Consider the following 26,122-nt stretch of genomic DNA (forward strand, 5'->3'; position numbering starts at 1 on the left):
CGGGTACCGGGTGACGGTCACCGGTACGGGGAAGGGCGCCGCTCGGCGAGCGGCGCCCTTCCCCGTGGTACGGACGGTCAGAACTTGTTGCGCGGGGTGATGCCCAGCGACATGCCCGACAGGCCGCGCGCCCGGCCGCCCAGCTTGCCCGCGATCGCGCGCAGGGCCGCGCCGGCCGGGGAGTCCGGGTCGGACAGGACGACGGGCTTGCCCTCGTCGCCGCCCTCGCGCAGCCGGACGTCGATCGGGATCGAGCCCAGCACCGGCACCGTCGCGCCGACCGTCTTGGTCAGGCCGTCGGCGACCTTCTGGCCGCCGCCCGAGCCGAAGACGTCCACCATCTCGTCGCAGTGCGGGCACGGCAGGCCCGACATGTTCTCGACCACGCCGACGATCTTCTGGTGGGTCTGCACGGCGATGGAACCGGCCCGCTCCGCGACCTCGGCCGCGGCCTGCTGCGGCGTGGTGACGACGAGGATCTCCGCGTTCGGCACCAGCTGGGCCACGGAGATCGCGATGTCACCCGTACCCGGCGGCAGGTCCAGCAGCAGCACGTCCAGGTCGCCCCAGAACACGTCGGCCAGGAACTGCTGGAGCGCGCGGTGCAGCATGGGGCCGCGCCACACCACCGGGGCGTTGCCCGGCGTGAACATGCCGATGGAGATGACCTTCACGCCGTGCGCCGACGGCGGCATGATCATGTTCTCGACCTGGGTCGGACGGCCGTCCACACCGAGCATGCGCGGCACGCTGTGGCCGTAGATGTCCGCGTCGACCACGCCGACCTTCAGGCCGTCCGCCGCCATCGCTGCGGCCAGGTTCACGGTGACGGAGGACTTGCCGACGCCGCCCTTGCCGGACGCGACCGCGTACACACGGGTCAGCGAGCCCGGCTTGGCGAAGGGCACCTCGCGCTCGGCGGTGCCGCCGCGCAGCGTGGCCGCCAGGTCCTTGCGCTGCTCGTCGCTCATCACGTCCAGCGTGACGGCGACCGAGGTGACGCCCGCGACCTTCTCGACGGCCTCGGTGACGTTCTTCGTGATGGTCTCGCGCATGGGACAGCCGGACACCGTGAGGTAGACCGTGACGGCGACCTCGCCGCCCTCACCGATCTCCACCGATTTGACCATGCCGAGCTCTGTGATCGGCCGGTGGATCTCGGGGTCGTTCACCGTCGCCAGCGCGTCCAGGATCGCGTCCTGCTCAGGCACGGCGGCGGAGCTTGTGTCGGTAGCCATGCCCCGATGGTACGGCTCGGTAGCAGGCCGCAGGAAAGCCCGTCAGCGGTCGCCTTCATCACGTTCGGCGGGGAATAGACGCCGCTCGTCCATCTCCTTGATCAGGTCCTGGAACTCGGACCTGATCCAGTCGCGGGTGGCGACCTCGCCCAGGCCCATCCGCAGGGCGGCGATTTCCCGGGTCAGGTACTCGGTGTCGGCGATGGACCGCTCGTTCTGCTTGCGGTCCTGCTCGTGGGTGACCCGGTCGCGGTCGTCCTGCCGGTTCTGCGCGAGCAGGATCAGCGGAGCCGCGTAGGAGGCCTGCAGCGACAGCATCAGCGTCAGGAAGATGAACGGGTAAGGGTCGAACCGCAGGTCGTCCGGCGCGAAGATGTTCCACAGCACCCAGACGATGATGACCAGGGTCATCCAGACGATGAACCGGCCGGTGCCCAGGAAGCGCGCCACCCGCTCCGACAGCCGTCCGAAGGCCTCCGGGTCGTACTCGGGCAGCAGCGACCGGCGCGGGGCGCGCGGCAGGTCCAGGCGCACCCGCGAGCGCGTCAGCGCACTCGACCCGGTGCCCGACGACTTGGCCATGCGTTCACCGGCACGTTCCGCCGCGTCCGCAGCCAGCCCGTGCTCGCGCGCCTGCATCCGCGCCTGCTCGCGCCGCTCCCGGATCTGCTCCCGGCGACGCTCGCGCGCCTGCTCGCCCCGCCCCCGGTCGAAGCGTCCTCGCTCAGCGGCCACCCAGGGCCTCCTCGGAATGGAAGTCCGTCTCCCGCCAGTCGTCCGGCAGCAGGTGGTCCAGCACGTCGTCCACGGTCACCGCGCCCAGCAGCGAGCCGCTCTCGTCGACCACCGGCACCGCCACCATGTTGTAGGCGGCGAGGTGCGTGGTCACCGCGGGCAGCGAGGCGTTCGGGCGCAGCGGCGGCAGGTCCGTGTCCACGATCGAGCTGACCAGCGTGAACGGAGGGTCCCGCAGCAGCCGCTGGAAGTGCACCGTGCCCAGGTACTTGCCCGTCGGCGTCTCGTCCGGCGGCCGGCACACGTACACCTGCGCCGCCAGTGCCGGCGACAGGTCCGCCTGCCGTACGCGGGCCAGCGCGTCCGCGACCGTCGCGTCCGGCCGCAGCACGATCGGCTCGGTGGTCATCAGACCGCCCGCGGTGTTCTCCTCGTAGGACAGCAGGCGGCGCACATCGGCCGCGTCGTCCGGCTGCATCAGCGTCAGCAGCCGCTCCTTGTCGTCCTCCGGCAGCTCGGAGAGCAGGTCGGCCGCGTCGTCCGGGTCCATCGCCTCCAGGACGTCGGCGGCGCGCTCCTCCTTCAGCTTGCCGAGGATCTCCACCTGCTCGTCCTCGGGCAGCTCCTCCAGCACGTCCGCGAGCCGGTCGTCGTCGAGGGCGTTGGCCACCTCGGCGCGCCGCTTCGGCGTCAGGTGGTGCAGCACGTTCGCCACGTCGGCCGGGCGCATCTGCTCGAAGGTGGCGACCAGGTTCTCGGCGCCCTGCCCGTGCTCCTCCAGCGAGAAGCCCGTCACCGCCGACCACTCCACCGTCAGGGCCTCGCCGCGCCGGCGCAGCGCCCCCGACTTGCCCTTCCGTACGAAGATCCGGTCGATCTCCCAGTCCCGGCGGGCCGGCAGCTGCTGGATGGCCACGTCCAGGACGGTGACCTCCTCGCCGCTCGCGACCAGCGTCACCCGCCGGTCCAGCAGCTCGCCCAGGACCAGGCGTTCGGTCGGGCGCTGCTCGAACCGCCGCATGTTGATCACACCGGTGGTGATGACCTGCCCGGACTCCACACCGGTGACCCGGGTCATCGGCAGGAAGATCCGCCGCCGGCTGACGACCTCGACCACCAGGCCCAGCAGCCGCGGCGGGCGGCCGCCGACCCGGAGCATCGCGACGAGGTCGCGGACCCGGCCCACCTGGTCGCCGTTGGGATCGAAGACGGGCACACCCGACAGATGCGAGACGAAGATCCGCGGGGCGCCTGCAGCCATCCGAGCGCCTCCTAGTGCGTCGATCAAGAGTCGTGCCGCCCTCAGGCTAGCCCGTGCCGCCCGAAAGCGTCCTGGTGGGGCGGTCCGCCCGGGGGCGGGCGAACACCGGGGCGCGGTCGCGGGGCGCGAGGTACGGGCGGGTACGCTGCCTGCTGCTCGCAGACGACCGACGAGAGGCACCCGCCCGTGACCGCCTACTTCCCTGCCGCGCGGCTGCGCCGGGCCGCCTTCATCGGCGTGCTGTGCGCGGGCCTCGCCGTCACCGGTACGGGCTGCGGGGAGGACCCCGACGAGGGCACGAACGGGGTCGGCAAGCTGTCCGCCGACAAGATCGAGGCGAAGGCGAAGGCGGCCGCGACGGAGGCCGACTCGGTCCACCTGTCCGGCACGCTGGTGAGCGGGGGCAAGTCCTTCACCCTCGACATGCGGCTGAAGGCCGAGGGGGGCTCCGGCGAGGTGAAGTCCCACGAGGACACCTTCCAGCTGCTGCGTGTGGGGGAGCAGCTGTACCTGAAGGCGAGCGCGGCGTTCTGGGGCCAGTCCGACTCGGCGGGCAAGCTCGGCGACAAGTTCGTGAAGGTGCCCGAGGGCGACCCCTCGTACAAGCAGTTCCGCGGCTTCACCGACATGGACGTGCTGCTGGACGGGCTGCTCGGGCTGGAGGGCAAGCTCGCCAAGGGCTCGTACACCAAGGTCGGGCACACCCGCGCGGTCCAGGTCACGGCGGACGCGGGCAAGGGCGGCAAGCTCTCGGTATCGCTGGAGGGGACCCCGTACCCGCTGCTCATGGAGCGCGCCGGCGGCGCCGGCCGGGTGGAACTCGCCGAGTGGGGCAAGCCGTTCCAGCTGGACCCGCCCGCGCAGGACCAGACGGTCGACTACGGCACCCAGCTGCCGACGACGAAGGACCAGAGCGGCGGGCCCGCCCCGGCCCCCTCCAAGGGCTCCGGCCAGGGCGCGAACCCGACCAAGCCGTAACGCTCCGCGGGTCGGGCGGATCGGCGGCGCCGCAGGCGGATCCGGTCGTGCCGGGGCCGTGCGCGTGCCGGGGCGTCAGCCCCGGGCGGCCTTCCTGCGCTTCAGCAGGAGCTTCGGCAGGGCCGCGGGGACCGGCCTGCGGGTCGTCGCCGGGGAGCCCAGCGGGGCCGCGGCCAGCGAGCCGTCCGGCAGTCCGGACCGCACCGATTCCGGCTCCAGCCGCAGCAGCCGGCACTCCCGCGCCCACCGCTCGGTCATGTCCTCCGAGTCGGGCGCGTTCAGCCGCTTGCCCTTGAGCTCGGCGACCGCCGCCGCCCATTCCTCGCCGCGGGGCGGGAGTTCCCGTACCGTCGCCGTCCAGGCCACCAGCCGGCCGCCCTTGTCCTTGCTCCGCACGGTCACCTCGGCGCGCGCGCCGTCCGCCAGCCCCGGGAACGGCTGCTCGCCGGGCCCGTCGCCCAGCACATGGGCCGCGCCGTCCACCCAGGCGTGCCACAGGGCGCGGTCGGCCCCGTCGCCGCGCACCCAGATCAGGCCGGACTTCTTGGTGGCCTCCTCGACGAGGGCCAGGTCGAGCGTGCTGAGAGTCATGCCGACAGGGTAGGGGGTCGCTCCCCGCGCGCGAGCGGGCGTCCCGGCCCGCAAGACCCGGCGCGGGCGGTCCCGCCTCAGAGCCAGCCGTTGCGGCGCAGCGCGCGGTGGATGGTGAAGCAGGAGGCGGCGATCGCGGCCATCACCATCGGATAGCCGTAGCGCCAGTGGAGCTCCGGCATGTGGTCGAAGTTCATGCCGTACACGCCGCAGATCATCGTCGGCACGGCGACGATCGCCGCCCAGGAGGTGATCTTGCGCATGTCCTCGTTCTGGGCGACCGTCGCCTGCGCGAGATTGGCCTGGAGGATCGAGTTCAGCAGCTCGTCGAAGCCCACCACCTGCTCGTGCACCCGCGCGAGGTGATCGGCGACATCGCGGAAGTACTTCTGGATGTCCGGGTCCACCAGCCGCATCGGCCGTTCGCTCAGCAGTTCCATCGGACGCAGCAGCGGCGAGACCGCCCGCTTGAACTCCAGCACCTCGCGCTTGAGCTGGTAGATGCGGCCCGCGTCGGCGCCGCGCGCACTGCCCTTGGCGGGGGCGGCGAAGACCTCGCTCTCCACCTCGTCGATGTCGTCCTGCACCGCCGCCGCGACCGCGATGTAGCCGTCGACCACGTGGTCGGCGATGGAGTGCAGGACCGACGAGGGACCCTTGGCGAGCAGGTCCGGGTCGTCCTGGAGACGGTGGCGCAGCCCCTTGAGGGACCCCTGTCCGCCGTGCCGGACGGTGATGACGAAGTCGGGGCCGGTGAAGCACATCACCTCGCCCGTCTCCACCACCTCGCTGGTGGCGGTCAGTTCGGCGTGGTCGACGTAGTGGATCGTCTTGAAGACGGTGAAGAGGGTGTCGTCGTAGCGCTCCAGCTTCGGCCGCTGGTGCGCGTGCACCGCGTCCTCCACGGCCAGCGGGTGCAGCCCGAAGGTCGCGGCGATCCCCGCGAACTCGGCCTCCGTCGGCTCGTGCAGGCCGATCCAGGCGAACCCGCCGTCCTCGCGGACCCGGCGGATCGCCTCACGGGGTGTCAGGCACGCCGGGCCCAGCATCCGCCGCCCGTCGCGGTACACGGCGCAGTCGACCACCGCACTGCTCGCCGACGGGTCGCGGGTGGTGTCGTAGCCGGGCTGTACGGGAGTGGCCCTGCGCAGGGCCGGGCGAACGGCGGCACGCAGGTAGGGCAGCATCGACATGGCAGGCTCCTTCTCGCGCACGGCTGCGGACCGTACGGGTGGGAGACCCTCCACCGCAGGCGGGCGGGCAGGCCCGGGCAAGGGGAGGGAACAGGACGGGAGGACAACGTTCTGCCGTCGCTCTTCTACTGATCAGCGGATCAGACGGATCGACCAGATCAAAGGGGGCGGGATGCGCCCGTCACAGAAGTGGAAGAGCGATTGGTACTGCACGATCGACTTCGGTCCACCGCAGCCCCACCTCCTCCGGCCGGTCCCCCATGAGGGACGTCCTGTTGCCGGGGCGCTGAAACACCGCTTCTGCGTGCGGCCCCGAACAGCTGTCAACACTATCAGCCGACGGATGGTCAAGACCCGCCCTTTACCCGCCTGATAGGAGTTCTATGCTCGCTTCATGGCAGAAATTCTGGCCCTCGTGGAGGCCCGGCTGCGCACGGCGTTCGGTGAACCCGACGCACGCGCCGCCGTCACCTTCCTGGGCACCGACCGCATCGAGGTACTCCGTTTCGCCGAGGGCGACCTCGTGCGGTACGCGACCCTCGGGATGTCCGCGCACCCGATGACCGACCCGACCGCCGTGGTCGCCGACCCCGTACGGGGCCCGCGCGCCGAGCTCGTGCTGACCGTACGGGCCGGACTGGCGGCCACCGACAAACTCCTGCGGCCGCTCGCGGTGCTGGCCGCGTCCCCGCAGGTCGAGGGGCTGATCGTGGCCCCCGGGGCCTCGCTGGACGTGGGTGAACCGCTCTGGGACGGGGCCCCCTTCAGCTCCGTCCTCGTGGCGGAACCGGGCGGTCTGGTCGAGGACCTGGAGCTCGACGAGCCCATGGACCCGGTGCACTTCCTGCCCCTGCTGCCGATGACGGCGAACGAGGCCGCCTGGAAGCGCGTGCACGGAGCGGCCGCCCTCCAGGAACGCTGGCTCGCGCGCGGAACGGACCTGAGGGACCCTTTGCGTAGCGCTGTCGCGCTGGACTGAGGGCCCGGACGGGTGAGCGTGCCTTGACTGGCGGCCGGGCGGGGAGGAGCGTGGCTTCCTATGAGGGGTGAACCAAGTTGCCCGAAGTGCGGCGGCCGGGTCAGGGCGCCCGGACTCTTCTCCGACTCCTGGCAGTGCGCGGTGCACGGCGCCGTCCACCCCCTGCAACCCGTCATCCCGCCGAGCGTCGAAGGCCTGAGCGTCGTGGCGCACCGGGCGCGGGTGCCCGTCTGGATGCCGTGGCCGCTGCCGGTGGGGTGGCTGTTCACGGGGGTCGCGTCCGCCGGTGACGACCGCAGCGGTGGCCGGGCGACGGCGGTGGCCTGTTCCGGCCCCGGCCCGCTGGGCGGGATCGGCGAGCTGCTGCTGATCGCGGAGGAGCTGGGCGTGGGACTCGGCGCGCGGTACGCGGGCATCGACGGCGTCGACCCCGGCTCGTCCATCAACGTATCGGCGCCGCCCCACGCCAAGGTGGTCGCGGCGGGCCGCCCGACACCGCTGTGGCACGTGGAAGCCGGCCCGGACGACCGGGCCGTCTTCGCCGGCGAGGCGCGCGGCCTGTGGCTCTGGGCGATCGTCTGGCCGGAGCAGTCCGGCCTGCTGATGTACGACGAGCTCGTCCTCACCGACCTGCGCGACGCGGGAGCCGAGGTCGAGCTCCTTCCGTGCGGGGCCCTGAGCCCCCGTATCCTGGGCCCTGCCTGAGGCGCTCGCGGGACCTGAGGGGGTCCGCGGCCCGGTTATCCTGGAGTGTCCCCCGTACGTACGACCCATGGAGCCAGGCTGTGCGCATCGACCTGCACGCCCACTCCACGGCCTCCGACGGTACGGACACCCCCGCCGAGCTGATGCTGGCCGCCGCCGGCGCCGGGCTGGACGTGGTCGCGCTGACCGACCATGACACCGTGCGCGGATACGGCGAGGCCCTCGCGGCCCTGCCCGCCGGGCTGACGCTGGTGACCGGGGCCGAACTGTCCTGCCGGCTCGACGGGGTCGGCGTGCACATGCTGGCGTACCTCTTCGATCCCGAGGAGCCCGAGCTGGCCCGGGAGCGGGAGCTCGTCCGGGACGACCGCACCCCGCGCGCCCGGACCATGATCGGCAAGCTCCAGGACCTCGGCGTCGACGTCACCTGGGAGCAGGTGGCCCGGATCGCCGGTGACGGCTCGGTCGGGCGGCCGCACATCGCCACCGCCCTCGTCGAGCTGGGCATCGTACCCACCGTCTCGGACGCCTTCACGCCCGAGTGGCTCGCCGACGGCGGCCGCGCGTACGCCGAGAAGCACGAGCTCGACCCGTTCGAGGCCGTGCGCCTGGTCAAGGCGGCCGGCGGGGTCACCGTCCTCGCGCACCCCGCCGCCGTCAAGCGCGGCCGGTGCGTCTCCGAGTCCGCGATAGCCGAACTGGCGACCGCGGGCCTGGACGGCATAGAGGCGGACCACATGGACCACGACGCCGACACCCGCACGCGGATGCGCGGCCTGGCGGCCGATCTCGGCCTGCTGACCACCGGGTCCAGCGACTACCACGGCAGCCGCAAGACCTGCCGTCTCGGCGAGTTCACGACCGACCCCGAGATCTACGGCGAGATCACGCGCCGCGCGACGGGGGCCTTCCCGGTGCCGGGCGCCGGCGGACGCGAGCGCTGACCGGCCGGATCCGGCCCGCTCCACCCGTCCCACACTTCTTCTTCGCGACACCCCTCTCTTCTGCAAGGCATCACTGTGTTTGATTTCGCCGTCTTCGGATCCCTTTTTCTCACCCTTTTTGTGATTATGGACCCCCCGGGGATCACGCCGATCTTCCTCGCCCTGACCTCCGGCCGCCCCGCCAAGGTGCAGCGCCGCATGGCCTGGCAGGCCGTCTGCGTGGCCTTCGGTGTCATCGCGGTCTTCGGCATCTGCGGCCAGCAGATCCTGGACTACCTGCACGTCTCCGTCCCGGCGCTGATGATCGCCGGTGGTCTGCTGCTCCTGCTCATCGCGTTGGACCTGCTCACCGGCAAGAACGACGAGCCGAAGCAGACCAAGGACGTGAACGTGGCCCTGGTGCCGCTGGGCATGCCGCTGCTGGCCGGGCCCGGCGCGATCGTGTCCGTGATCCTCGCCGTCCAGAAGGCCGACGGCGCTGCGGCATCGGTCTCGGTCTGGGCCGCGATCGTGGCCATGCACGTCGTGCTGTGGATCACCATGCGCTACTCCCTGGTGATCATCCGGGTCATCAAGGACGGCGGCGTCGTCCTCGTCACCCGGCTCGCCGGCATGATGCTCTCGGCGATCGCCGTCCAGCAGATCATCAACGGCGTGCTCCAGGTGATCGACGCGGCCTGAGGCCCCGGCCTCGCGGCCGCCGCGCGCGGCCGCTCATGCGAACGCCCCCGCACCGGGAACGGTGCGGGGGCGTGAACGTTTTTCGTGCGATGCGTCAGCAGGACGCACTCTCGGCCGGTCGGATCAGGATGCGCTGGCCGACGGCTGCGGCCTGCTGCACGATCCGGTTGACGGAGGCCGCGTCGACGACGGTGCTGTCCACGGCGGATCCGTCGACGTCGTCCAGGCGCAGAATCTCGAAGCGCATGGGGCTTCTCCCTTCGTCAGTGTTTCTCCTTGCACTGGTCCAACGAAGTGTAGGCCGCAATCATTCCCTACGCTAAGGAAATTTTTTCACTGGCTAACTACACGCCGGTGCAGGAGTCCCAGAACGCGGCCAGCTCGCGCGCCGTCGTGGCCGGGTCCTCGGCGTTCGGGGAGTGATCCGTCCCCGGCACGATCACCCGCCGCGCACCCAGGCGCCGGGCCGTCTCGTCCAGCAGCGGCACGGGCCAGGCCTGGTCCACGGCCCCGGACAGGACCAGCTTCGGCAGGTCGACGCGGCTCAGCTCGGCCACCCGGTCCGGCTCGCAGATCAGCGTCCGGCCGGTGACGATCAGCTGCTCGGGGACGGTGGCCAGCCACCGCTCGCGCAGGAAGTGCGCGAGCTCGGGGGAGTCCGCGGCCGCGTCCTCGGGATCGTGGGCCCGCATCGCCGCCCAGATCCCGGGCATGTCGTCGCCCATCGCCTCCAGCGCGGCGACCAGCAGCTTCGTCCGGGCCTGCTGGTCCTCGGAGATCGCGGCCGGCCCGCTGCTCATCAGGGTGAGGGAGGCGAAGGGCGAGGGGTCGCGCAGCACGGCGGCGCGGGAGATCAGCCCGCCGAGCGAGTGGCCGACCAGGTGCACGCGGTCCTCGCCCAGCGCGCGGACCTGCGCGAGGACGTCCCGCGCCAGCTCCTCCAGGGCGTACGGGGCCTCCTCGCGCGGGCCCGGGCTCTCGTGCTGGCCGCGGCCGTCCACGGCGACGACCCGGTACCCGGCGGCCGCCAGCGGCTCCAGCAGGCCGATGAAGTCCTCCTTGCTGCCCGTGAAACCGGGGACCAGCAGGGCGGTGCCGCGTACGGGCTCACCGGCCTCGTGCACGGCGAAGGAGCCGCGGCCGGTGGTGAGGAGGTACGCGCGGGCGGCGGAGGGCAGCGTGAGACGCGGAGGCTTGCTCATGGCCCGAGGTTACCGGCCCGTACGGTGCCCGGCACGGCCCGGGCAGGCCGATGGCCCCGGCCCCCTCGGAAGGGGATCGGGGCCATCGGCGGGGTGCTGCGTAAGGCTTACGCCTCCGGCGCGGCCGCGGCCTTGCGGGTGCGGGTCCGCTTCGGCTTGACCGGGGCCTCCTCGGCCACCGCGACGGCCTCGGCGGCGACCGGGGCGGCCTCCGCGGCCTTGCGGGTGCGGGTGCGCTTCGGCTTGACCGGAGCCTCCTCCGCCACCGCGACGGCCTCGGCGGCGACCGGGGCGGCCTCCGCGACCTTGCGGGTACGGGTGCGCTTCGGCTTGACCGGGGCCTCCTCGGCGGGAACCTCGGCGACCGGGGTCACCGCGGCGGCCGGGGCAGCCTTGCGGGTGCGCCGGGCCCGGACGGGCTCGACCAGCGGCGGCATCTGGAAGTCCGGCTCCGGCTCGGTCGCGACGACCTTGCGGGTACGGACGCGCTTCGGCCTGGCCGGAGCCTCCTCGGCGACCGGGGTCACCGGGGCGGCCTCGACCGGAGCCGGGGCGACCGGGGCGACCGGAGCGGCGGCGACCGGGGCCGGGGCGGCCGGCGCGGCCACGGGGGCCTGGGCCGGCACCACTGCCACACGGGTGCGGCGGCGGCGCGGACGGCGCGGCTCGTCGGCGGCCGGGGCCTCGGGAGCCTCGGCCGGGGTCACCGCGGCGGTGGCCTCGGCGCCCTCGGCGAGCTCCGCCCCGCCACGGGTACGGCGGCGCTGGCGCGGCGTACGGGTACGGGCCGGACGCTCCTCGGTCACCACGGCGGCGGCGGCCGCCGGACCGGAGCGGCCGCCACGGCCACCGCGGCCGCCGGTCTCGCCCAGGTCCTCCAGGTTCTCGGCCTTCAGGCCGGCCCGCGTACGCTCGGCGCGCGGCAGGATGCCCTTGGTGCCGGCCGGGATGCTCAGCTGCTCGAACAGGTGCGGGGACGTGGAGTACGTCTCGACCGGCTCGTGGAAGTCCAGCTCCAGCGCCTTGTTGATCAGCTGCCAGCGCGGGATGTCGTCCCAGTCGACCAGGGTGACGGCGATGCCCTTGTTGCCCGCGCGGCCGGTGCGGCCCACACGGTGCAGGAAGGTCTTCTCGTCCTCCGGCGTCTGGTAGTTGATGACGTGGGTCACACCCTCGACATCGATACCGCGCGCGGCGACGTCGGTGCACACCAGCACGTCGACCTTGCCGTTGCGGAACGCGCGCAGCGCCTGCTCGCGCGCGCCCTGGCCCAGGTCGCCGTGGACGGCGCCGGACGCGAAGCCGCGCTTCTCCAGCTGCTCGGCGATGTCGGCCGCCGTGCGCTTGGTACGGCAGAAGATCATGGCCAGGCCACGGCCCTCGGCCTGCAGGATGCGGGAGACGAGCTCCGGCTTGTCCATGTTGTGCGCACGGAAGACGTGCTGCGTGATGTTGGCGACGGTCGCGCCCTCGCCGTCCTCGGAGACGGCGCGGATGTGGGTCGGCTGCGTCATGTAGCGGCGGGCCAGGCCGATGACCGCACCCGGCATGGTCGCCGAGAACAGCATCGTCTGACGCTTCGCAGGCAGGTACGCCATGATCTTCTCGACGTCGGGCAGGAAGCCCAGGTCGAGCATCTCGTCGGCCTCGTCCAGGACGAGGGCCTTGACGCGCGAGAGGTCGAGCTTCTTCTGCCCGGCCAGGTCGAGCAGGCGGCCCGGGGTGCCGACGATCACGTCGACGCCCTTCTTGAGCGCCTCGACCTGGGGCTCGTACGCGCGACCACCGTATATGGCGAGGACGCGGACGTTGCGGACCTTGCCCGCGGTCAGGAGGTCGTTGGTGACCTGGGTGCACAGCTCGCGGGTCGGAACCACCACGAGGGCCTGCGGGGCGTCGGTCAGCTGCGCGGGGGTGGCGCGGCCGGCCTCGACGTCCGCGGGGACGACGACCCGCTCCAGCAGGGGAAGGCCGAAACCGAGCGTCTTGCCGGTTCCGGTCTTGGCCTGGCCGATGACGTCCGTGCCGGAAAGGGCGACGGGGAGGGTCATCTCCTGGATCGGGAAGGGGGACACGATGCCGACGGCCTCAAGGGCCTCGGCCGTCTCGGGGAAAATCCCGAGGTCTCGGAACGTAGTCAGGGTGCTGCCTCTTCTGTGAGACGCGGCGCGAGGCGGCGAGGGGGGTCGTACCGTGCCGTGCTTGCAGTACTGCTACGTACGAAGCTGCGCGGGACCACTAGCCTTCGCTCAAGCGCATCTGCCGCTGAGGGGGCCCCTCGTGGGAGGCGGTACGCATGAACGTACGCACCGCACCGAGGGCGGTCGGTTGGAGCCGATCGGGCCACCGACCGGGCATCCTCATTCGGATGGCCCGCCGAGTGTTCGGCAGGCGCATTACCACTGTACCCCGGAATCGCGCAGGTGTGTCGGGTGAATTCACCGGGTAGGCGCGTTTAGCTGGACAGGCAAGGAACCGCCGTGGTGACTTGGAGGGCCATTCGGCGGGCTATTGTGCGGAGCATGTCGACCGTAGAAAACGCCTCGCCCGCCGACGACAGCGACCCCACCGGAGCCGTGGGCATCGCCTCCCAGGACTGGGCCGCCGCCTCTGCCTCGCCGCAGTACCGGGCCGCCGTCGTGGACCTGCTCGGCGCGCTCGCCTACGGAGAGCTCGCGGCCTTCGAGCGCCTGGCGGAGGACGCGAAGCTCGCGCCCACCCTGGACGACAAGGCCGAGCTCGCCGCGATGGCCTCCGCCGAGTTCCACCACTTCGAGCGGCTGCGGGACCGGCTCGCGGCGATCGAGGTCGAGCCCACCGCCGCCATGGAGCCCTTCGCGAAGGGCGTCGACGACTTCCACCGCCAGACCGCGCCGTCGGACTGGCTGGAGGGCCTGGTCAAGGCCTACGTCGGCGACTCCATCGCCAGTGACTTCTACCGTGAGGTCGCCTCCCACCTGGACACCGACACCCGCGCCCTCGTGCTCGGCGTGCTCGACGACACCGGCCACGGCAACTTCGCCGTCGAGAAGGTCCGCGCGGCGATCGAGGCGGACCCGCGCTGCGGCGGCCGGCTCGCGCTGTGGGCCCGCCGGCTGATGGGCGAGGCCCTCTCGCAGGCCCAGCGCGTGGTCGCCGAGCGCGACGCGCTCTCGACCATGCTGGTCGGCGGCGTCGACGGAATGGCGGCCGGCTTCGACCTGGCGGCCGTCGGCGAGATGTTCACCCGCATCACCAAGGCGCACACCAAGCGGATGGCGGCCCTCGGTCTCGCCGCCTGACCGCACGGCGGTCGCACAGCAGCCTCGAGCCAGCTTCGAGGCAGCCGCGGGGCTCCGTACCGCTCCACACGTCGGCCCCGGCGCGCACACCGCGCGCCGGGGCCGACGTACGTGGTTCGGAGGTCAGAGGTCAGGGGTCGCGGTCAGCCCCGCGACGGAAGTGAAAACGGAGTCCTGTGGGACGGCCTGCGGGGCCCGGCGGCCGGACGGAGCAGCAGGGACAGGACCACGGCCGACACCAGCACCGCGCCGAGGAGCGTCGCGGTCAGGGTGTTGTGCCCGGGCCCCAGCGCGAAGTGGGTGAGATACGCCCCGAACAGCGCTCCCAGCACCCCGCTGACCAGCACCACTGTGCGGGAAGGCAACCGGCGCGTGAGCACCCGGGCGGCTGTCGCGGACAGGGCGAGGCCCAGGAGTGCGGAGCCGAGCACTTCCATCAGCAGCATGAGGTCTCTCCCATACGTCAGGGCAAACCGGGTCACTGCGGTCCTACCCGAAGCGGAAGAAACAGAAACGGCCCGGTGGGATCAACCACCGGGCCGTTTCCAACAGTTCTCAGAGCGCGCCGAAACCGACCTTGCGCACGCTCGGCTCACCCAGGTCGACATACGACAGGCGGTCGGACGGCACCAGGACCTTGCGGCCCTTGTTGTCGGTGAGGCTCAGCAGCGGCGCGGTGCCGGACAGAGCGGCGGTGACGATGCTCTCCAGCTCCTCGGCGCTCAGGTCGCTCTCCAGCACGATCTCCCGGGGTGCGTGCTGCACGCCGATCTTGACCTCCACGGCTTTGTCCCTCCGACGATCCGGTTCGCGCGATCAGCCGCGCCGTACGCGGTCCACATTAGCCCGGTGAGGGGACACGGACCGCGCAGAGCGGACACGCTCGCAGCGAACAGCGGCCGGCGGGGGCCCGCGGGAGCCGGTCCCTCAGGACTCCGTGCCGTGCAGCGGGAAGCCGGCGATACCGCGCCAGGCGAGCGAGGTGAGCAGGCCGACCGCCGTCTCGCGGGCGACCGGGCTCTCGCTGGAGAGCCAGTAGCGGGCCACGACCTGCGAGACCCCGCCCAGGCCCACGGCCAGCAGCATCGACTCGTCCTTGGACAGGCCGGTGTCCTCGGCGATGACATCGGAGATGGCCTCGGCGCACTGCAGCGAGACGCGGTCGACGCGCTCGCGCACCGCCGGCTCGTTCGTCAGGTCGGACTCGAAGACCAGCCGGAAGGCGCCGCCCTCCTCCTCCACGTACGCGAAGTAGGCGTCCATCGTGGCCGCCACGCGCAGCTTGTTGTCCGTCGTCGACGCGAGTGCGGTGCGCACGGCCAGCAGCAGGGCCTCGCAGTGCTGGTCCAGCAGGGCCAGATACAGGTCGAGCTTGCCGGGGAAGTGCTGGTACAGCACCGGCTTGCTCACGCCGGCCCGCTCGGCGATGTCGTCCATGGCCGCCGCGTGATACCCCTGCGCGACGAAAACCTCCTGGGCCGCGCCCAGCAGCTGGTTGCGCCGGGCTCGGCGCGGCAGTCGCGTGCCCCGCGGACGCGCTGCCTCGGTCTGCTCGATGGCTGTCACGCCGCCTCCCACTTTCTCTAAGAACACAGTGCGCTCTGCGCCGCGCCGCCATCGTACTTTTCGGTAACCGAATCTGGAGGGTTCAAGCCGAGTTTTCTCGCGGTACGGACGGCCCGGAGGCGCTGGTCAGCGGTTTGATCAGCGGTTTGGTCGGTGCTCGGTCGGCGGGTCAGCGGTAGTCGTCCTCGTCCAGCGGCACCACCCGCGCCTGCTCGACGGCATCGCCGTCCGCGACCCCGTCCCCCGCGCTCTCGGTGATCGGGTCGTCCTCGTCCGGCCGGAGGTCGGCCAGCTGCTCCGCCACATCCGCCTCGGGCGCCTCAGGATCGAGGGAGTCCGGGAACTGTTCGCGGAAGGTGTCCGGCTCCGCAGGGTCGACAGTCATGCCGCTCCCCTCGCTTCCTTGTGCTCACTTACGAGCCTAGGAGGATCGCGGATGCACCGCTATACGGATCCGGCCTGTGTCTGTGACGGCGAACACAAGAAGAGGAACGTGATCGTCTCGTAACATTGCCCGCATGTCTTCGACCGAGCTGCCGGGCGTACGCTCCACCGCCGAGCTGTCCTCCCAGACGGGAGCCGTCCGGGTGGCCGAAGGGGAGCAGCTGCGCACCGCCGTGCTGCCCGGCCTGGAACTGGCCGTCCGGGTCCGCCCGCCCCTGCGCACCGGGCTGCCACCCGCCCTGTTCGTGCACGGACTCGGCGGTTCCTCGCAGAACTGGTCGGACCTGATGGCGCAGCTGGCCGACACCGTCGACGGCGAGGCCGTCGACCTGCCGGGCTTCGGCTGGTCCCCACCACCCGCCGACCGGGACTACTCCGTCACCGCCTTCGCCCGCGCCGTCATCCGGCACCTCGACGCCGCCGGGCGCGGCCCGGTCCACCTGGTCGGGAACTCCCTCGGCGGAGCCGTCTCCACCCGCGTCGCGGCCGTCCGGCCCGACCTGGTGCGCACCCTGACCCTGATCTCGCCCGCCCTGCCCGAGCTGCGCGTGCAGAAGTCGGCCGTGCCGACCGCGCTGCTCGCCGTGCCCGGGGTGGCCGCGCTCTTCAACCGGCTGACGCAGGGACTCAGCGCCGAGCAGCGCACCCGCGGGGTGACGGAGCTCTGTTACGGAGACCCCTCCCGGGTGAGACCCGAGGGATTCCGCAACGCCGTGGAGGAGATGGAGCGGCGGATGGCCCTGCCCTACTTCTGGGAGGCGATGACGCGCTCCTCGCGCGGCATCGTCGACGCCTACACCCTCGGTGGCCAGCACGGGCTGTGGCGGCAGGCGCAGCGGGTCCTCGCACCCTCGCTGCTGGTCTACGGTGGCCGGGACCAACTGGTCTCGTACCGTATGGCGCACAGGGCGGCCGCGGCCTTCCGCGGTTCGCGGCTGCTGTGCATGCCCGAGGCAGGACACGTGGCGATGATGGAGTACCCCGAGGCGGTGGCCGCCGCGTTCCGGGAACTGCTGAGCGACACCGGAACGGGCGAAGGTGACCGGTACACCGAAGACGGCAGAGGCTGAGGACCGTGGGACGACATAGTCGCAAGGGCCCCGCGCCGGCTCCGGCCGCCGCTCCGCCGCCCGTCCGGCCGCAGCCGGAGCCCCTGCCGTACGAGGAACCGCCCGCCGGGTCCTGGCCCGAACCGACCGTCACCCACCAGGGGTACGTGTCCCCGGACCGGTCCTTCGCCGACGCGCGGACCGGGAGCCACCCCCAGCAGCACGAGTCCGGCGGCGCCCCGGGAGCCCGGCCCGACTCCGTGTACGGGGACTGGCGCGGGGTGCGGCGGCCCTACGGCGACGCCGCCACCGCGCCGGCGCCCGCCGCCCTGCTGGACTCCGACACCCCGGCCTTCGGCACGCCCGCGGTGGGCTTCCCGCAGGTCACCCTGGTGCCGCCGGCCTCCTTCGACCTCGGCCCCGACGCCGGTCCCGCCCCCGACCCCGTCACCTCCACCGGCTCGCACCGCCTGGTGCCCGGGCCGCGCAGGCCGGCCGACCCGGCCGGTCCCGCCGGCCCCGTGGATCCGGTCGATCCGGTGGATCCCGACCCGGATCCGCCCGGTTCCGGCCGAGGCCTGAAGGTCCGTACGTACACGGGCCTGGCCGCCGTGGCCGTCACCACCGTCCTCGCCGTCGTCGTCGCCGGCCAGGTGACCTCCGACGGGGACGGCGCCAAGACGGGCGCGGCTGCCGCCTCCGACGGCAGCCGCACCGACGCCGCCGCCTCCCGCTCGGACGGCCGCGCGACGCCTCCGGCGGCGGCCGCGCCCGCGGCGCCGTCCGCCGCCGGAGGTGCGCCGGAGCTGACCTACGAGCAGAAGATGGCCCAGCAGCTGCCGATCGACGCGAAGCTCGCCGGGCCCGGGACCTTCGACACCGTGCCCGGAGTGGCCAAGGCCCCCGGCAAGGGCAGGCTCGTGCGCTACCGGGTCGACGTCGAGCAGGGCCTCGGCCTGGACCTGCAGCTCTTCGCCGAGGCCGTCCACCGCACCCTCAACGACGACCGCAGCTGGGCCCACAACGGCGAGAAGACCTTCGAGCGGGTACCGGGCGGCGAGGCGGACTTCGTGATCACCCTGGCCAGTCCCGGGACCACCGGGGTCTGGTGCGCCAAGTCCGATCTGGACACCACCGTCGACAACGTCTCCTGCGACTCCGCGCGCACCGAGCGGGTGATGATCAACGCGTTCCGCTGGGCTCAGGGCTCCGCGACCTACGGACCGGACCAGATGTTCATCTACCGGCAGATGCTCATCAACCACGAGGTCGGACACCGGCTCGGACACGACCACGTGAACTGCCGCACACCCGGCGCGCTCGCGCCGATCATGCAGCAGCAGACCAAGTCCCTCAACATCAACGGCATCGAGTGCAAGCCCAACCCCTGGGTGTTCCCCGGAGGTTGACCGACGGACCGGATCCCCGCCCGGCGGCCGGGCGGGGATCCGCGTTGACAATCCGTCCGATCATCGGCAATCGTTCTCCGCATGTCGCACCACCACACCATGACCGCGAGCGCCGCCATAGAGCTGGCGCTGCTTGGTGTGACCGCGCACAGCGTGGCCGACATCTTCTGTCGCTGACGCCGACCCGCGAGCGCCGCGACCCTTTTCGAGTTCCTTCGCCGCGCCCGGGTGCACGTACGCCCGCAGGCGCGGCTTCCTCATGTTCCGGTAACCGGTGACCCATCGGTGCCGCTGTCGACCGCTGCCCCTCGCGTGGCCCTTCCGCCCTTCCTTCACGCCGAGAGGTCTTCACACCCATGTCTTCCGCCGGACCCGACCGTCATCTCATAGCGCGCCGCGTGGCCGCCGTCACCGTCAGCCTCGTCCTGGCCGGGGGCGCCGTGGCCTGCGGCCCCAAGGACGGTGCGGACAAGACCGGTCCGGGCGACAAGCCGGGCGCCGCGGGCGCACCGCAGAAGGGCGGCACCCTGACCGTCCTCAACTCCGAGCCCCAGAGCGACTTCGACCCGGCCCGCCTCTACACCTCGGGCGGCGGAAACGTTCCCTCGCTGGTCTTCCGCACACTGACCACCCGCAACCGCGAGGACGGCGCGGCCGGCGCCAAGGTCGTGCCCGACCTGGCCACCGACACCGGAAAGCCCAACGCCGACGCCACCGAGTGGACGTACACGCTCAAGGACGGGCTGAAGTACGAGGACGGCACCCCGATCACCACCGCCGACATCAAGTACGGCATCGAGCGCTCCTTCGCCGCCGAGCTGTCGGGCGGCGCCCCGTACCTGCGCGACTGGCTGGTCGGCGGGGAGACGTACGAGGGCCCGTACAAGGACGGCGGCAAGGGCCTCGACTCGATCGTCGTGCCCGACCCGAAGACGATCGTCTTCAAACTCCGCAAGCCCGAGGGCGAGTTCCCCTTCGTCGCCACGCAGACACAGTTCGCGCCCGTCCCCAAGGCCAAGGACACCGGGGTCAAGTACGAGGAGCACCCCGTCTCCTCCGGCCCGTACAAGGTCGTCAAGAACGACAACGACGGCGAACACCTCACCCTGGAGCGCAACGAGCACTGGGACGAGAAGACCGACGAGGAGCGCAAGGCCTACCCGGACAAGATCGACGTCCGCTCCGGTCTCGACGCCGCCGTCATCAACCAGCGCCTGACCACCAGCTCCGGCCCCGACGCCGCCGCCGTCACCACCGACACCAACCTCGGCCCGGCGGAGCTCGCCCAGATCGGCGACAACAAGGAGCTGGCGGGCCGCGTCGGCACCGGCCACTTCGGCTACATCAACTACCTGGCCTTCAACCCGAAGGTGGCCCCCTTCGACAACCCGAAGGTGCGCCAGGCCATCTCCCACGCGATCAACCGCACCAGCGTGATCAACGCCGCCGGCGGATCCGCACTGGCCGAACCGGCCACCACCTTCCTGCCCGAGCGCGAGGCCTTCGGCTTCACCCCGTACGACCACTTCCCGGCGGGGAAGACCGGCGACCCGGCCAAGGCCAAGCAGCTGCTCGCGGAGGCCGGCTTCCCCGACGGCCTCACCGTCACCCTGACCCACTCCACCGCGCAGAACCGCCAGACCAGCCCCGAGGTCGCCACCGCCGTGCAGCAGGCCCTCGCCGCCGCCGGGATCACCGTCAAGCTGGAAGGCCTGGAGAACAACGCCTTCAACGAGAAGCGCTGGGACGCCAAGAACACCCCCGGCTTCTTCCTCTCCCGCTGGGGCGCCGACTGGCCCTCCGGCGCCCCCTTCCTCGCGCCGATCTTCGACGGCCGGCAGATCGTGACCAACGGCTCCAACTACAACCACGCCCAGCTGAACGACCCGGCCGTGAACGCCGAGATCGACGAGATCGCCAAGCTGACCGACCTCGCGGCGGCCGGCAAGCGCTGGGGCGCGCTCGACAAGAAGATCGGTGAGCAGGCCTTGGACGTGCCGCTCTTCCACCCGGTCTACAAGCGGCTCGTCGGCAAGGACATCAAGAACGTCGTGATCAGCGACTGGACCGGCGTCCTCGACATCTCGCAGGTCTCCGTCAAGTGAGCGTCGCCCTGAAGCAGCCGGCGCCGCAGCAGCCGCTGCCCGCGTCCGGGGCCCTCGCCCCGGGTGCGGGCACCGCGCGCCAGGTCTGGCGGCGCCTGCGCCGCCGGCCCGCGGCCCTCGCGGCCGCCGCAGCCATCGCCCTGCTCGTCCTCCTCGCCCTCGCCGCACCGCTGGTCGCCCAGCTCACCGGCCAGGACCCGAACGCGTACCACGACGACCTCGTGGACTCCGCGCGCGGCGGGGTACCGCTCGGCTCCTTCGGCGGGATCTCCGCCGACCACCTGCTCGGCGTCGAGCCGGGCACCGGCCGCGACCTGCTCACCCGGCTGCTGTACGGGGCGCGGATCTCACTGCTCGTCGCCCTCGGCGCCGTCGTCGTGCAAACGCTCGTCGGGGTCGGCGTCGGACTCGCCGCCGCGCTCGGCGGCCGGTTCGCGGGCCAGCTCATCGGCCGGTTCACCGACGTGATGATCGCGCTGCCGATGCTGGTGATCGGTATCGCCCTCACCGCCGTCGTCCCGCCCGACTTCCCCCGGCCGCTGCTGCTCATCCTCATCATCGGACTGCTCGACTGGGGCGGCACCGCCCGGATGGTGCGGGCCCAGGCCCTCGCCCTGCGCGGACTCGACTTCGTCGACGCCGCCCGCCTCTCGGGCAGGGGCACGCTGGGCATCGCCCGCCGAGAACTGCTGCCCTCGCTGGCCGCGCCCGTCATCACCATCGCCGCGATCAAGGTGCCCACCGCCATCGTGGCCGAAGCCTCGCTGTCCTTCCTCGGCGTCGGCGTGAAGCCGCCCACACCCTCCTGGGGACAGATGCTCTCCAGCGCGCAGACCTGGTTCCGCGCCGACCCGGCCTACGTCCTGCTCCCCGCCGGGCTGCTCTTCGTCACCGTGCTCGCCTCCACCGTGCTGGGCGATGCCGTCCGCACGGCCCTCGACCCGCGCGAAGGCTCCCGCCTGCGGGTCGGCACCAGAAAGGAGCGCACGGCGTGACCCGCTTCGTGCTCAAACGGACCGGCGGCGCACTGCTGGTGCTGCTCACCCTGTCCGTCGTCGTCTACGCCCTCTTCTACCTCGCCCCCGGCGACCCGGCCCGCCTCGCCTGCGGAGAACGCTGCAACCCGGCGCAGATCGCCCAGGTCCGTGAACAGCTCGGGCTGAACGAATCCGCCCTCACCCAGTACCTGCACTTCCTCCAGGGACTGCTGGCCGGCCGGGACTACTCCGGCGGCGCCGGGCTGGTCCTGCATTGCGACGCACCCTGCCTGGGATTCTCGTACCAGAACGACCAGCAGGTCACCGGGCTGATCCTGGACCGGCTGCCCGCCACCCTGTCGCTGGCGCTGGGCGCGCTGGTGATCTGGCTGGTGGTCGGCGTCGGCACCGGCCTGCTGTCCGCGCTGCGCCGCGGCGGAATCACCGAGCGGGCCCTGACCGTCCTGACCCTCGCCGGGACCGGCACCCCCGTCTTCATCCTGGGGCTGCTGCTGCTCATGACCGTCTGCGCCTACCTCCAGTGGCTGCCGTTCCCGACGTACGTGGCGCTGACCGAGGACCCCGAGCAGTGGGCCTGGAACCTGCTCCTGCCCTGGGTGACCCTCGGCTTCTTCGAGAGCGCCAAGTACGCCCGGCTCACCCGCAGTTCGACCCTGGAGACGCTCGCCGAGGACCACATCCGGACCTTCCGTGCCTACGGGGTGGGGGAGCGGGCCGTGGTCACGCGGCACGCGGTGCGCGGCGCCGTGGCCCCCGTGATCGCGCTCAGCGCCGTGGACTTCGGCACGATGATCGGCGGCGCGGTGCTCACGGAGTCGCTGTTCGGCATCCCCGGCCTCGGCAAGACCCTCATCGACGGCGTACGGGTCGTGGACCTGCCCGTCGTCGTCGGCGTCGTCCTCACGATCGGCGCGGCCGTGGTCCTCGCGGGCGCGATCGCCGACCTGCTGTACGCCGCCGCGGACCGAAGGGTGACCCTCGCATGACGCACTCACTGGTGGAGGTCACCGACCTCGTCGTCGACTTCCCGGTCGGCGGGGCGGGGGAGTACGTACGGGCCGTGGACGGGATCTCCTTCACCCTGGAGGCGGGCCGCGCCCTCGGCGTCGTGGGCGAGTCCGGCAGCGGCAAGTCCACCGTGGCCGCGGCCCTGCTGGGACTGCACCGCGGTACGGGCGCCCGGCTGGGCGGCACCGTCCGGGTCGGCGGCACGGACGTGGCCACGGCATCGGCGGCCGAACTGCGCCGGCTGCGCGGCGGGACCGCCGCCATGGTCTTCCAGGACCCGCTGAGCTCCCTGGACCCGTACTACGCCATCGGCGACCAGATCGCCGAGGTCCACCGGATCCACGCGGACGTCTCCCGGCGGGCCGCCCGGGCCCGCGCTGTCGCGGTGCTCGACCGGGTGGGCATCCCGGACGCGGCACGCCGCTCCCGCGCGCGGCCGCACGAGTTCAGCGGCGGCATGCGGCAACGGGCCCTCATCGCCATGGCGTTGGCGTGCGAGCCGCAGCTGCTGATCGCCGACGAGCCGACCACCGCGCTCGACGTCACCGTGCAGGCCCAGATCCTCGACCTGCTGCACGGGCTGCGCGAGGAGCGCGGGCTCGGGCTGCTGCTGGTCACCCACGACGTGGGGGTGGCGGCGGAGAGCGTGGACGAGGTGCTGGTCATGCGGGGTGGCTCCGCAGTCGAGCGGGGTCCGGTGGCTTCCGTGCTGGCCGCACCGGCCGAGCCGTACACCAAGGCCCTGCTGGCGGCGGTACCGAGGCTCGACGGGCCGCGCCCCGTGCGGGGGGCCGCGGACGAGCAGGCGCGGCGCCCTTCCCGGGGCTCCGCCCCGGACCCCGCGCCTCGAACGCCGGCGGGGCAGGAATCGGCGGAGGTGCCCGTCGTCGAGGCCTTTTCCCTGCGGCGGGAGTTCGGGCGGGGACGGCGCAAGGTCGCCGCCGTCGCCGGGGTGTCCCTCGCCGTGCACGCCGGGGAGACCCTGGGGATCGTCGGTGAGAGCGGTTCCGGCAAGAGCACGCTCGGGCGGATGCTCGTCGGACTGCTGGAGCCCGGCTCCGGGCAGGTGCGCCGGGACGGCGCCGAAGTCACCGGCATCACGGGCGGTGTGCAGATGGTCTTCCAGGACCCGGTGTCCTCCCTCAACCCGCGCCGTTCCGTCGGCGAGTCCATCGCCGATCCGCTGCGCGCGGCCGGGGAGCGGGACGAGGCGGCCGTCCGGGCCCGGGTGGAGGAGCTGCTGCTGCGCGTCGGGCTGGAGGCCGAGCACTACGACCGCTACCCGCACGAGTTCAGCGGCGGCCAGCGCCAGCGGGTGGGCATCGCACGCGCGCTCGCTCCCCGGCCCCGGCTGATCGTCTGCGACGAGCCGGTCTCCGCCCTCGACGTGACCACCCAGGCCCAGGTCACCGCCCTGCTGGCGGAGCTCCAGCGGGAGCTGGGCATCGCGCTGGTCTTCATCGCGCACGACCTGGCGGTGGTCCGGCAGGTCAGCGACCGGGTGGCCGTCATGCGGGCCGGGGAGATCGTCGAGGAGGGACCGGTGGACCAGGTCTACGACCGCCCGGCCCACCCCTACACCCGGCAGCTCCTGGCCGCCGTACCGGCCCTGGATCCCGCACTGGCGGCCGGCCGGCGCAGGACGCGGCAGGAGGTCTTCGCGTAGCCGGGTGCCGGCCGGCGGCGGTCCGGGGATCGGTCCGGGATCGGTCCGGGAATCGGGCCGGGGAGCTGGCCGGCCCGGGCCGGTTCCGAGGCTGTACTTCTAGCGTGCTCGAACGCGAACCGTACGGGAAAGTTACGACTCTTCACCCCTTCCGGTGGCGCGACGGACAACCGTCCGTCGCGCCTTCGGCATATCCGCTTGAGTTCTCCCGCGGCGGGTCGCCTGACCGAACGGCGACCGCCTGAACGGGAGATCGGGGGTGCCACTCGTGCGGATCGGACTGCTCACGGAAGGTGGTTATCCGTATGCGACGGGAGAGGCGAGGCTGTGGTGCGACCGGCTCGTGCGCGGGCTCCCGCAGCACGAGTTCGAGATCTACGCACTGAGCCGCAGCGCCGAGCAGGAACGCGCCCGGGTGCCACTGCCCGAGCACGTCACCCGGGTCCGGACGGCCCCCCTGTGGGCCCCCGCCGACGACGGGCGGACCTACTCCCGGCGGGAGCGCCGGCGGTTCGTGGACTGCTTCGAGCAGCTGGTCCACGGGATCTGCACCGGTGCGGCGGAGCCCTTCGCCGCCGGGCTGTACGGGCTCGCCGGACTCGCCCGCGAACAGGGCGGGATGTACGCGGCCCTGCGCTCCGAGTCCGCGGTGCGGGCCCTGGAGTCCGCCTGCCGGGCGCCGGGCGCCGCACGCACCGTACGGACCGCGCAGGTGGCCGACCTGCTGGAGTTCGTGGACGGGCTCGAGGTCATGCTGAGGCCGTTGTCCCTCGACTGGTACGGGGAGAACGCCCAGGCAGGGGGCGGCCTCGGCGAGGCCGACATCTGCCACGCGGCCGCGGGCGGCGTGGCAGCGCTCCCCGGACTCCTGGCCAAACGCTTCTTCGGGGTCCCGCTGCTGGTCACCGAGTACGGGGTCCAGCTCCGGGCCCACTACCTGTCCCAGCTCGACACCCGCGGCGAACCCGAGACCCGCCCCGCGGTACGGGCCCTGCTCGCCGCCTTCCAACTGCGGCTGGCCACCGAGATCTACGCCCGGGCCGACTTCCTGACCCCCGGGAACGCGCACGCCCGGCGCTGGCAGGAGCGGTGCGGGGCGACCCGGGAACGGCTGCGGACCGTCTATCCCGGGATGGAGGCGGACCGATTCGCCACCGTCGGGGAGGCCCCGGACCGCGGAGACCCCGACACCCTGGTGTGGGTCGGCCGGACAGAGCCCGCCAAGGACCTCATCGCCCTGCTGCACGCCTTCGCCGAGGTCCGCCGGGCCGCGCCCGGCACCCGGCTGCGGATCTTCGCCACGGCCACGGCCCCCGGCTACCTCGCCGACTGCCGCTCCCTGGCCGCCCAGCTCTTCCCCGACGAGGCCGCCGACTCGGTCACGGTCGGGGAGAACCCGGTCACCTTCGAGGAGATCGGCGGACCCGACGCCCCCACCACGGCCGAGGCGTACGGAGCCGGGCGCGTCGTCGTCCTGTCCTCCGTGATCGAGGGCTTCCCCGTCACGCTCGCCGAGGCGATGCTCTGCGGGCGCGCCACCGTCTCCACCGACGTGGGCGCGGTCTGCGAGGTCATCGGGGGCACCGGGCTCGTCGTCCCGCCGCGCAATCCCCGGGCGCTCGCCGAGGCCTGCCTGTCCCTGCTGCGGGACCCCGAGCGGGCGCAGCGGCTCGGCGCCGCCGCCCGGGCGCGGGCCCTGGAACTCTTCACCGTCGAGCAGAACGTGGCCGCCTTCCAGGAGATCTACCTGCGGCTGCTGGCCAAGGGCTCCGAGCGGCCCGCCGGCGACATCCCCTTCGCCCGGCCCCCGGAGGCGCGGGTGCCGGGCCACTGGACCAGCCCGACCTGGGCTCCCGCCCCGGAGCCGTCCCCGGAGGCCGCCGTATGACCCCCGCCGACCCCCGCGTCACGGCCCCGCCCGCCCTTTCAGCGGCGCCGCCCCATTCAGCCTCGCCGGCGTTTGAGGCGCGGGGTCCGGGGCGGAGCACCGGCAGCGGCGCCGCAGATGTGATGCCGCCCTCCGGTGCACGGTCCGGCGCGGCGCCGGTGCCGGGGGCGCTGCCCCCGGACCCCCGCGCCTCAAACGCCG

26 protein-coding genes are annotated in these 26,122 nt (G+C 72.6%); 14 read left to right on the plus strand and 12 right to left on the minus strand.

Going from position 1 to position 26,122, the window contains the following annotated elements:
- Positions 1-77: 77 nt before the first annotated feature.
- The 3 genes from ACZ573_RS02975 to ACZ573_RS02985 all read right to left on the minus strand — a co-directional run bounded on the left by ACZ573_RS02975 (position 78) and on the right by ACZ573_RS02985 (position 3,234).
- The gene (locus ACZ573_RS02975) at positions 78-1,238 is read right to left on the minus strand and encodes an Mrp/NBP35 family ATP-binding protein (RefSeq protein WP_109781248.1); all 1,161 of its coding nucleotides are present in this window, start codon (positions 1,236-1,238) and stop codon (positions 78-80) included.
- A 42-nt stretch (positions 1,239-1,280) separates the two neighbouring features.
- Positions 1,281-1,820, minus strand: a complete 540-nt coding sequence (locus ACZ573_RS02980; RefSeq protein WP_471299036.1) for a DUF1003 domain-containing protein — start codon at positions 1,818-1,820, stop codon at positions 1,281-1,283.
- 142 nt (positions 1,821-1,962) lie between these two features.
- Positions 1,963-3,234: a magnesium transporter MgtE N-terminal domain-containing protein gene (locus ACZ573_RS02985; protein ID WP_030009210.1), complete on the minus strand. Its 1,272-nt coding sequence runs from the start codon at positions 3,232-3,234 to the stop codon at positions 1,963-1,965.
- A gap of 186 nt (positions 3,235-3,420) precedes the next feature.
- Here ACZ573_RS02985 and ACZ573_RS02990 point away from each other — a divergent pair, with 186 nt between their 5' ends.
- Positions 3,421-4,212: a hypothetical protein gene (locus ACZ573_RS02990; protein ID WP_471298191.1), complete on the plus strand. Its 792-nt coding sequence runs from the start codon at positions 3,421-3,423 to the stop codon at positions 4,210-4,212.
- A gap of 75 nt (positions 4,213-4,287) precedes the next feature.
- On the opposite strand, the gene ACZ573_RS02995 is transcribed toward ACZ573_RS02990, so the two are convergent.
- Positions 4,288-4,803, minus strand: a complete 516-nt coding sequence (locus ACZ573_RS02995) for a hypothetical protein (RefSeq protein WP_471298194.1) — start codon at positions 4,801-4,803, stop codon at positions 4,288-4,290.
- Between the two features lie 77 nt (positions 4,804-4,880).
- The gene (locus ACZ573_RS03000; protein ID WP_301366645.1) at positions 4,881-5,996 is read right to left on the minus strand and encodes a magnesium and cobalt transport protein CorA; all 1,116 of its coding nucleotides are present in this window, start codon (positions 5,994-5,996) and stop codon (positions 4,881-4,883) included.
- A gap of 394 nt (positions 5,997-6,390) precedes the next feature.
- Here ACZ573_RS03000 and ACZ573_RS03005 point away from each other — a divergent pair, with 394 nt between their 5' ends.
- The 4 genes from ACZ573_RS03005 to ACZ573_RS03020 all read left to right on the plus strand — a co-directional run bounded on the left by ACZ573_RS03005 (position 6,391) and on the right by ACZ573_RS03020 (position 9,305).
- Positions 6,391-6,975 (plus strand): suppressor of fused domain protein, encoded by a 585-nt coding sequence (locus ACZ573_RS03005; protein WP_030711795.1) that lies wholly within the window; start codon positions 6,391-6,393, stop codon positions 6,973-6,975.
- A gap of 60 nt (positions 6,976-7,035) precedes the next feature.
- Positions 7,036-7,680 (plus strand): DUF6758 family protein, encoded by a 645-nt coding sequence (locus ACZ573_RS03010; protein WP_471298197.1) that lies wholly within the window; start codon positions 7,036-7,038, stop codon positions 7,678-7,680.
- An 80-nt stretch (positions 7,681-7,760) separates the two neighbouring features.
- On the plus strand, positions 7,761-8,624 hold the full coding sequence (locus ACZ573_RS03015; protein WP_471298200.1) for a PHP domain-containing protein: 864 nt from the start codon (positions 7,761-7,763) through the stop codon (positions 8,622-8,624).
- Positions 8,625-8,699: 75 nt separating this feature from the next.
- Positions 8,700-9,305, plus strand: a complete 606-nt coding sequence (locus ACZ573_RS03020; RefSeq protein WP_471298203.1) for a MarC family protein — start codon at positions 8,700-8,702, stop codon at positions 9,303-9,305.
- 94 nt (positions 9,306-9,399) lie between these two features.
- Here ACZ573_RS03020 and ACZ573_RS03025 read toward each other — a convergent pair whose 3' ends face one another.
- The 3 genes from ACZ573_RS03025 to ACZ573_RS03035 all read right to left on the minus strand — a co-directional run bounded on the left by ACZ573_RS03025 (position 9,400) and on the right by ACZ573_RS03035 (position 12,582).
- Positions 9,400-9,552: a hypothetical protein gene (locus ACZ573_RS03025; protein WP_167745535.1), complete on the minus strand. Its 153-nt coding sequence runs from the start codon at positions 9,550-9,552 to the stop codon at positions 9,400-9,402.
- 97 nt (positions 9,553-9,649) lie between these two features.
- Positions 9,650-10,507, minus strand: coding sequence for an alpha/beta fold hydrolase (locus ACZ573_RS03030; RefSeq protein ID WP_471298206.1), 858 nt, complete (start codon positions 10,505-10,507; stop codon positions 9,650-9,652).
- Positions 10,508-10,614: 107 nt separating this feature from the next.
- Positions 10,615-12,582, minus strand: coding sequence for a DEAD/DEAH box helicase (locus ACZ573_RS03035; RefSeq protein ID WP_471298209.1), 1,968 nt, complete (start codon positions 12,580-12,582; stop codon positions 10,615-10,617).
- Positions 12,583-13,029: 447 nt separating this feature from the next.
- Here ACZ573_RS03035 and ACZ573_RS03040 point away from each other — a divergent pair, with 447 nt between their 5' ends.
- On the plus strand, positions 13,030-13,788 hold the full coding sequence (locus tag ACZ573_RS03040; protein WP_471298212.1) for a ferritin-like fold-containing protein: 759 nt from the start codon (positions 13,030-13,032) through the stop codon (positions 13,786-13,788).
- Between the two features lie 143 nt (positions 13,789-13,931).
- Here the strand turns inward: ACZ573_RS03040 and ACZ573_RS03045 are convergent, their stop codons facing one another.
- The 4 genes from ACZ573_RS03045 to ACZ573_RS03060 form a co-directional block, all read right to left on the minus strand.
- On the minus strand, positions 13,932-14,234 hold the full coding sequence (locus ACZ573_RS03045; protein ID WP_301366630.1) for a hypothetical protein: 303 nt from the start codon (positions 14,232-14,234) through the stop codon (positions 13,932-13,934).
- Positions 14,235-14,343: 109 nt separating this feature from the next.
- Positions 14,344-14,571 carry a DUF3107 domain-containing protein gene (locus tag ACZ573_RS03050; RefSeq protein ID WP_030011334.1) on the minus strand — a complete coding sequence of 76 codons (228 nt, stop codon included), beginning with the start codon at positions 14,569-14,571 and terminating at the stop codon, positions 14,344-14,346.
- A gap of 144 nt (positions 14,572-14,715) precedes the next feature.
- On the minus strand, positions 14,716-15,354 hold the full coding sequence (locus tag ACZ573_RS03055; protein WP_030011335.1) for a TetR/AcrR family transcriptional regulator: 639 nt from the start codon (positions 15,352-15,354) through the stop codon (positions 14,716-14,718).
- 169 nt (positions 15,355-15,523) lie between these two features.
- Entirely contained in the window at positions 15,524-15,739 is a 216-nt protein-coding gene (locus tag ACZ573_RS03060; protein ID WP_471298215.1) for a hypothetical protein, read from the minus strand.
- Positions 15,740-15,872: 133 nt separating this feature from the next.
- Here ACZ573_RS03060 and ACZ573_RS03065 point away from each other — a divergent pair, with 133 nt between their 5' ends.
- From ACZ573_RS03065 to pelF, 8 genes are all read left to right on the plus strand, one after another.
- Positions 15,873-16,868, plus strand: a complete 996-nt coding sequence (locus tag ACZ573_RS03065; protein ID WP_471298218.1) for an alpha/beta fold hydrolase — start codon at positions 15,873-15,875, stop codon at positions 16,866-16,868.
- Between the two features lie 5 nt (positions 16,869-16,873).
- Entirely contained in the window at positions 16,874-18,256 is a 1,383-nt protein-coding gene (locus ACZ573_RS03070) for a DUF3152 domain-containing protein (RefSeq protein ID WP_471298221.1), read from the plus strand.
- Positions 18,257-18,337: 81 nt separating this feature from the next.
- Positions 18,338-18,433 (plus strand): Ms4533A family Cys-rich leader peptide, encoded by a 96-nt coding sequence (locus ACZ573_RS03075; RefSeq protein ID WP_314243733.1) that lies wholly within the window; start codon positions 18,338-18,340, stop codon positions 18,431-18,433.
- Positions 18,434-18,612: 179 nt separating this feature from the next.
- On the plus strand, positions 18,613-20,361 hold the full coding sequence (locus ACZ573_RS03080; RefSeq protein ID WP_471298225.1) for an ABC transporter substrate-binding protein: 1,749 nt from the start codon (positions 18,613-18,615) through the stop codon (positions 20,359-20,361).
- Positions 20,362-20,396: 35 nt separating this feature from the next.
- On the plus strand, positions 20,397-21,356 hold the full coding sequence (locus ACZ573_RS03085) for an ABC transporter permease (RefSeq protein WP_471299038.1): 960 nt from the start codon (positions 20,397-20,399) through the stop codon (positions 21,354-21,356).
- On the plus strand, positions 21,353-22,345 hold the full coding sequence (locus ACZ573_RS03090) for an ABC transporter permease (protein WP_471298228.1): 993 nt from the start codon (positions 21,353-21,355) through the stop codon (positions 22,343-22,345). Before ACZ573_RS03085 ends, ACZ573_RS03090 begins: the two co-directional genes overlap by 4 nt.
- Entirely contained in the window at positions 22,342-24,033 is a 1,692-nt protein-coding gene (locus tag ACZ573_RS03095; protein ID WP_471298231.1) for a dipeptide ABC transporter ATP-binding protein, read from the plus strand. The genes ACZ573_RS03090 and ACZ573_RS03095 overlap by 4 nt, the downstream gene beginning before the upstream one ends.
- A gap of 268 nt (positions 24,034-24,301) precedes the next feature.
- Positions 24,302-25,921: a GT4 family glycosyltransferase PelF gene (gene pelF, locus ACZ573_RS03100; RefSeq protein ID WP_471299041.1), complete on the plus strand. Its 1,620-nt coding sequence runs from the start codon at positions 24,302-24,304 to the stop codon at positions 25,919-25,921.
- Positions 25,922-26,122: the final 201 nt, after the last annotated feature.

The organism is Streptomyces sp. NPDC040545 (assembly GCF_055595065.1).

Excerpts from the sequence above, each read along its gene's own strand:
- ACZ573_RS02975 (WP_109781248.1), bottom strand. The coding sequence starts at position 1,238 with ATGGCTACCGACACAAGCTCCGCCGCCGTGCCTGAGCAGGACGCGATC.
- ACZ573_RS02980 (WP_471299036.1), bottom strand. The coding sequence starts at position 1,820 with ATGGCCAAGTCGTCGGGCACCGGGTCGAGTGCGCTGACGCGCTCGCGG.
- ACZ573_RS02985 (WP_030009210.1), bottom strand. The coding sequence starts at position 3,234 with ATGGCTGCAGGCGCCCCGCGGATCTTCGTCTCGCATCTGTCGGGTGTG.
- ACZ573_RS02995 (WP_471298194.1), bottom strand. The coding sequence starts at position 4,803 with ATGACTCTCAGCACGCTCGACCTGGCCCTCGTCGAGGAGGCCACCAAG.
- ACZ573_RS03000 (WP_301366645.1), bottom strand. The coding sequence starts at position 5,996 with ATGTCGATGCTGCCCTACCTGCGTGCCGCCGTTCGCCCGGCCCTGCGC.
- ACZ573_RS03005 (WP_030711795.1), top strand. The coding sequence starts at position 6,391 with ATGGCAGAAATTCTGGCCCTCGTGGAGGCCCGGCTGCGCACGGCGTTC.
- ACZ573_RS03010 (WP_471298197.1), top strand. The coding sequence starts at position 7,036 with ATGAGGGGTGAACCAAGTTGCCCGAAGTGCGGCGGCCGGGTCAGGGCG.
- ACZ573_RS03025 (WP_167745535.1), bottom strand. The coding sequence starts at position 9,552 with ATGCGCTTCGAGATTCTGCGCCTGGACGACGTCGACGGATCCGCCGTG.
- ACZ573_RS03030 (WP_471298206.1), bottom strand. The coding sequence starts at position 10,507 with ATGAGCAAGCCTCCGCGTCTCACGCTGCCCTCCGCCGCCCGCGCGTAC.
- ACZ573_RS03040 (WP_471298212.1), top strand. The coding sequence starts at position 13,030 with ATGTCGACCGTAGAAAACGCCTCGCCCGCCGACGACAGCGACCCCACC.
- ACZ573_RS03045 (WP_301366630.1), bottom strand. The coding sequence starts at position 14,234 with ATGCTGCTGATGGAAGTGCTCGGCTCCGCACTCCTGGGCCTCGCCCTG.
- ACZ573_RS03060 (WP_471298215.1), bottom strand. The coding sequence starts at position 15,739 with ATGACTGTCGACCCTGCGGAGCCGGACACCTTCCGCGAACAGTTCCCG.
- ACZ573_RS03065 (WP_471298218.1), top strand. The coding sequence starts at position 15,873 with ATGTCTTCGACCGAGCTGCCGGGCGTACGCTCCACCGCCGAGCTGTCC.
- ACZ573_RS03075 (WP_314243733.1), top strand. The coding sequence starts at position 18,338 with ATGTCGCACCACCACACCATGACCGCGAGCGCCGCCATAGAGCTGGCG.
- ACZ573_RS03080 (WP_471298225.1), top strand. The coding sequence starts at position 18,613 with ATGTCTTCCGCCGGACCCGACCGTCATCTCATAGCGCGCCGCGTGGCC.
- ACZ573_RS03095 (WP_471298231.1), top strand. The coding sequence starts at position 22,342 with ATGACGCACTCACTGGTGGAGGTCACCGACCTCGTCGTCGACTTCCCG.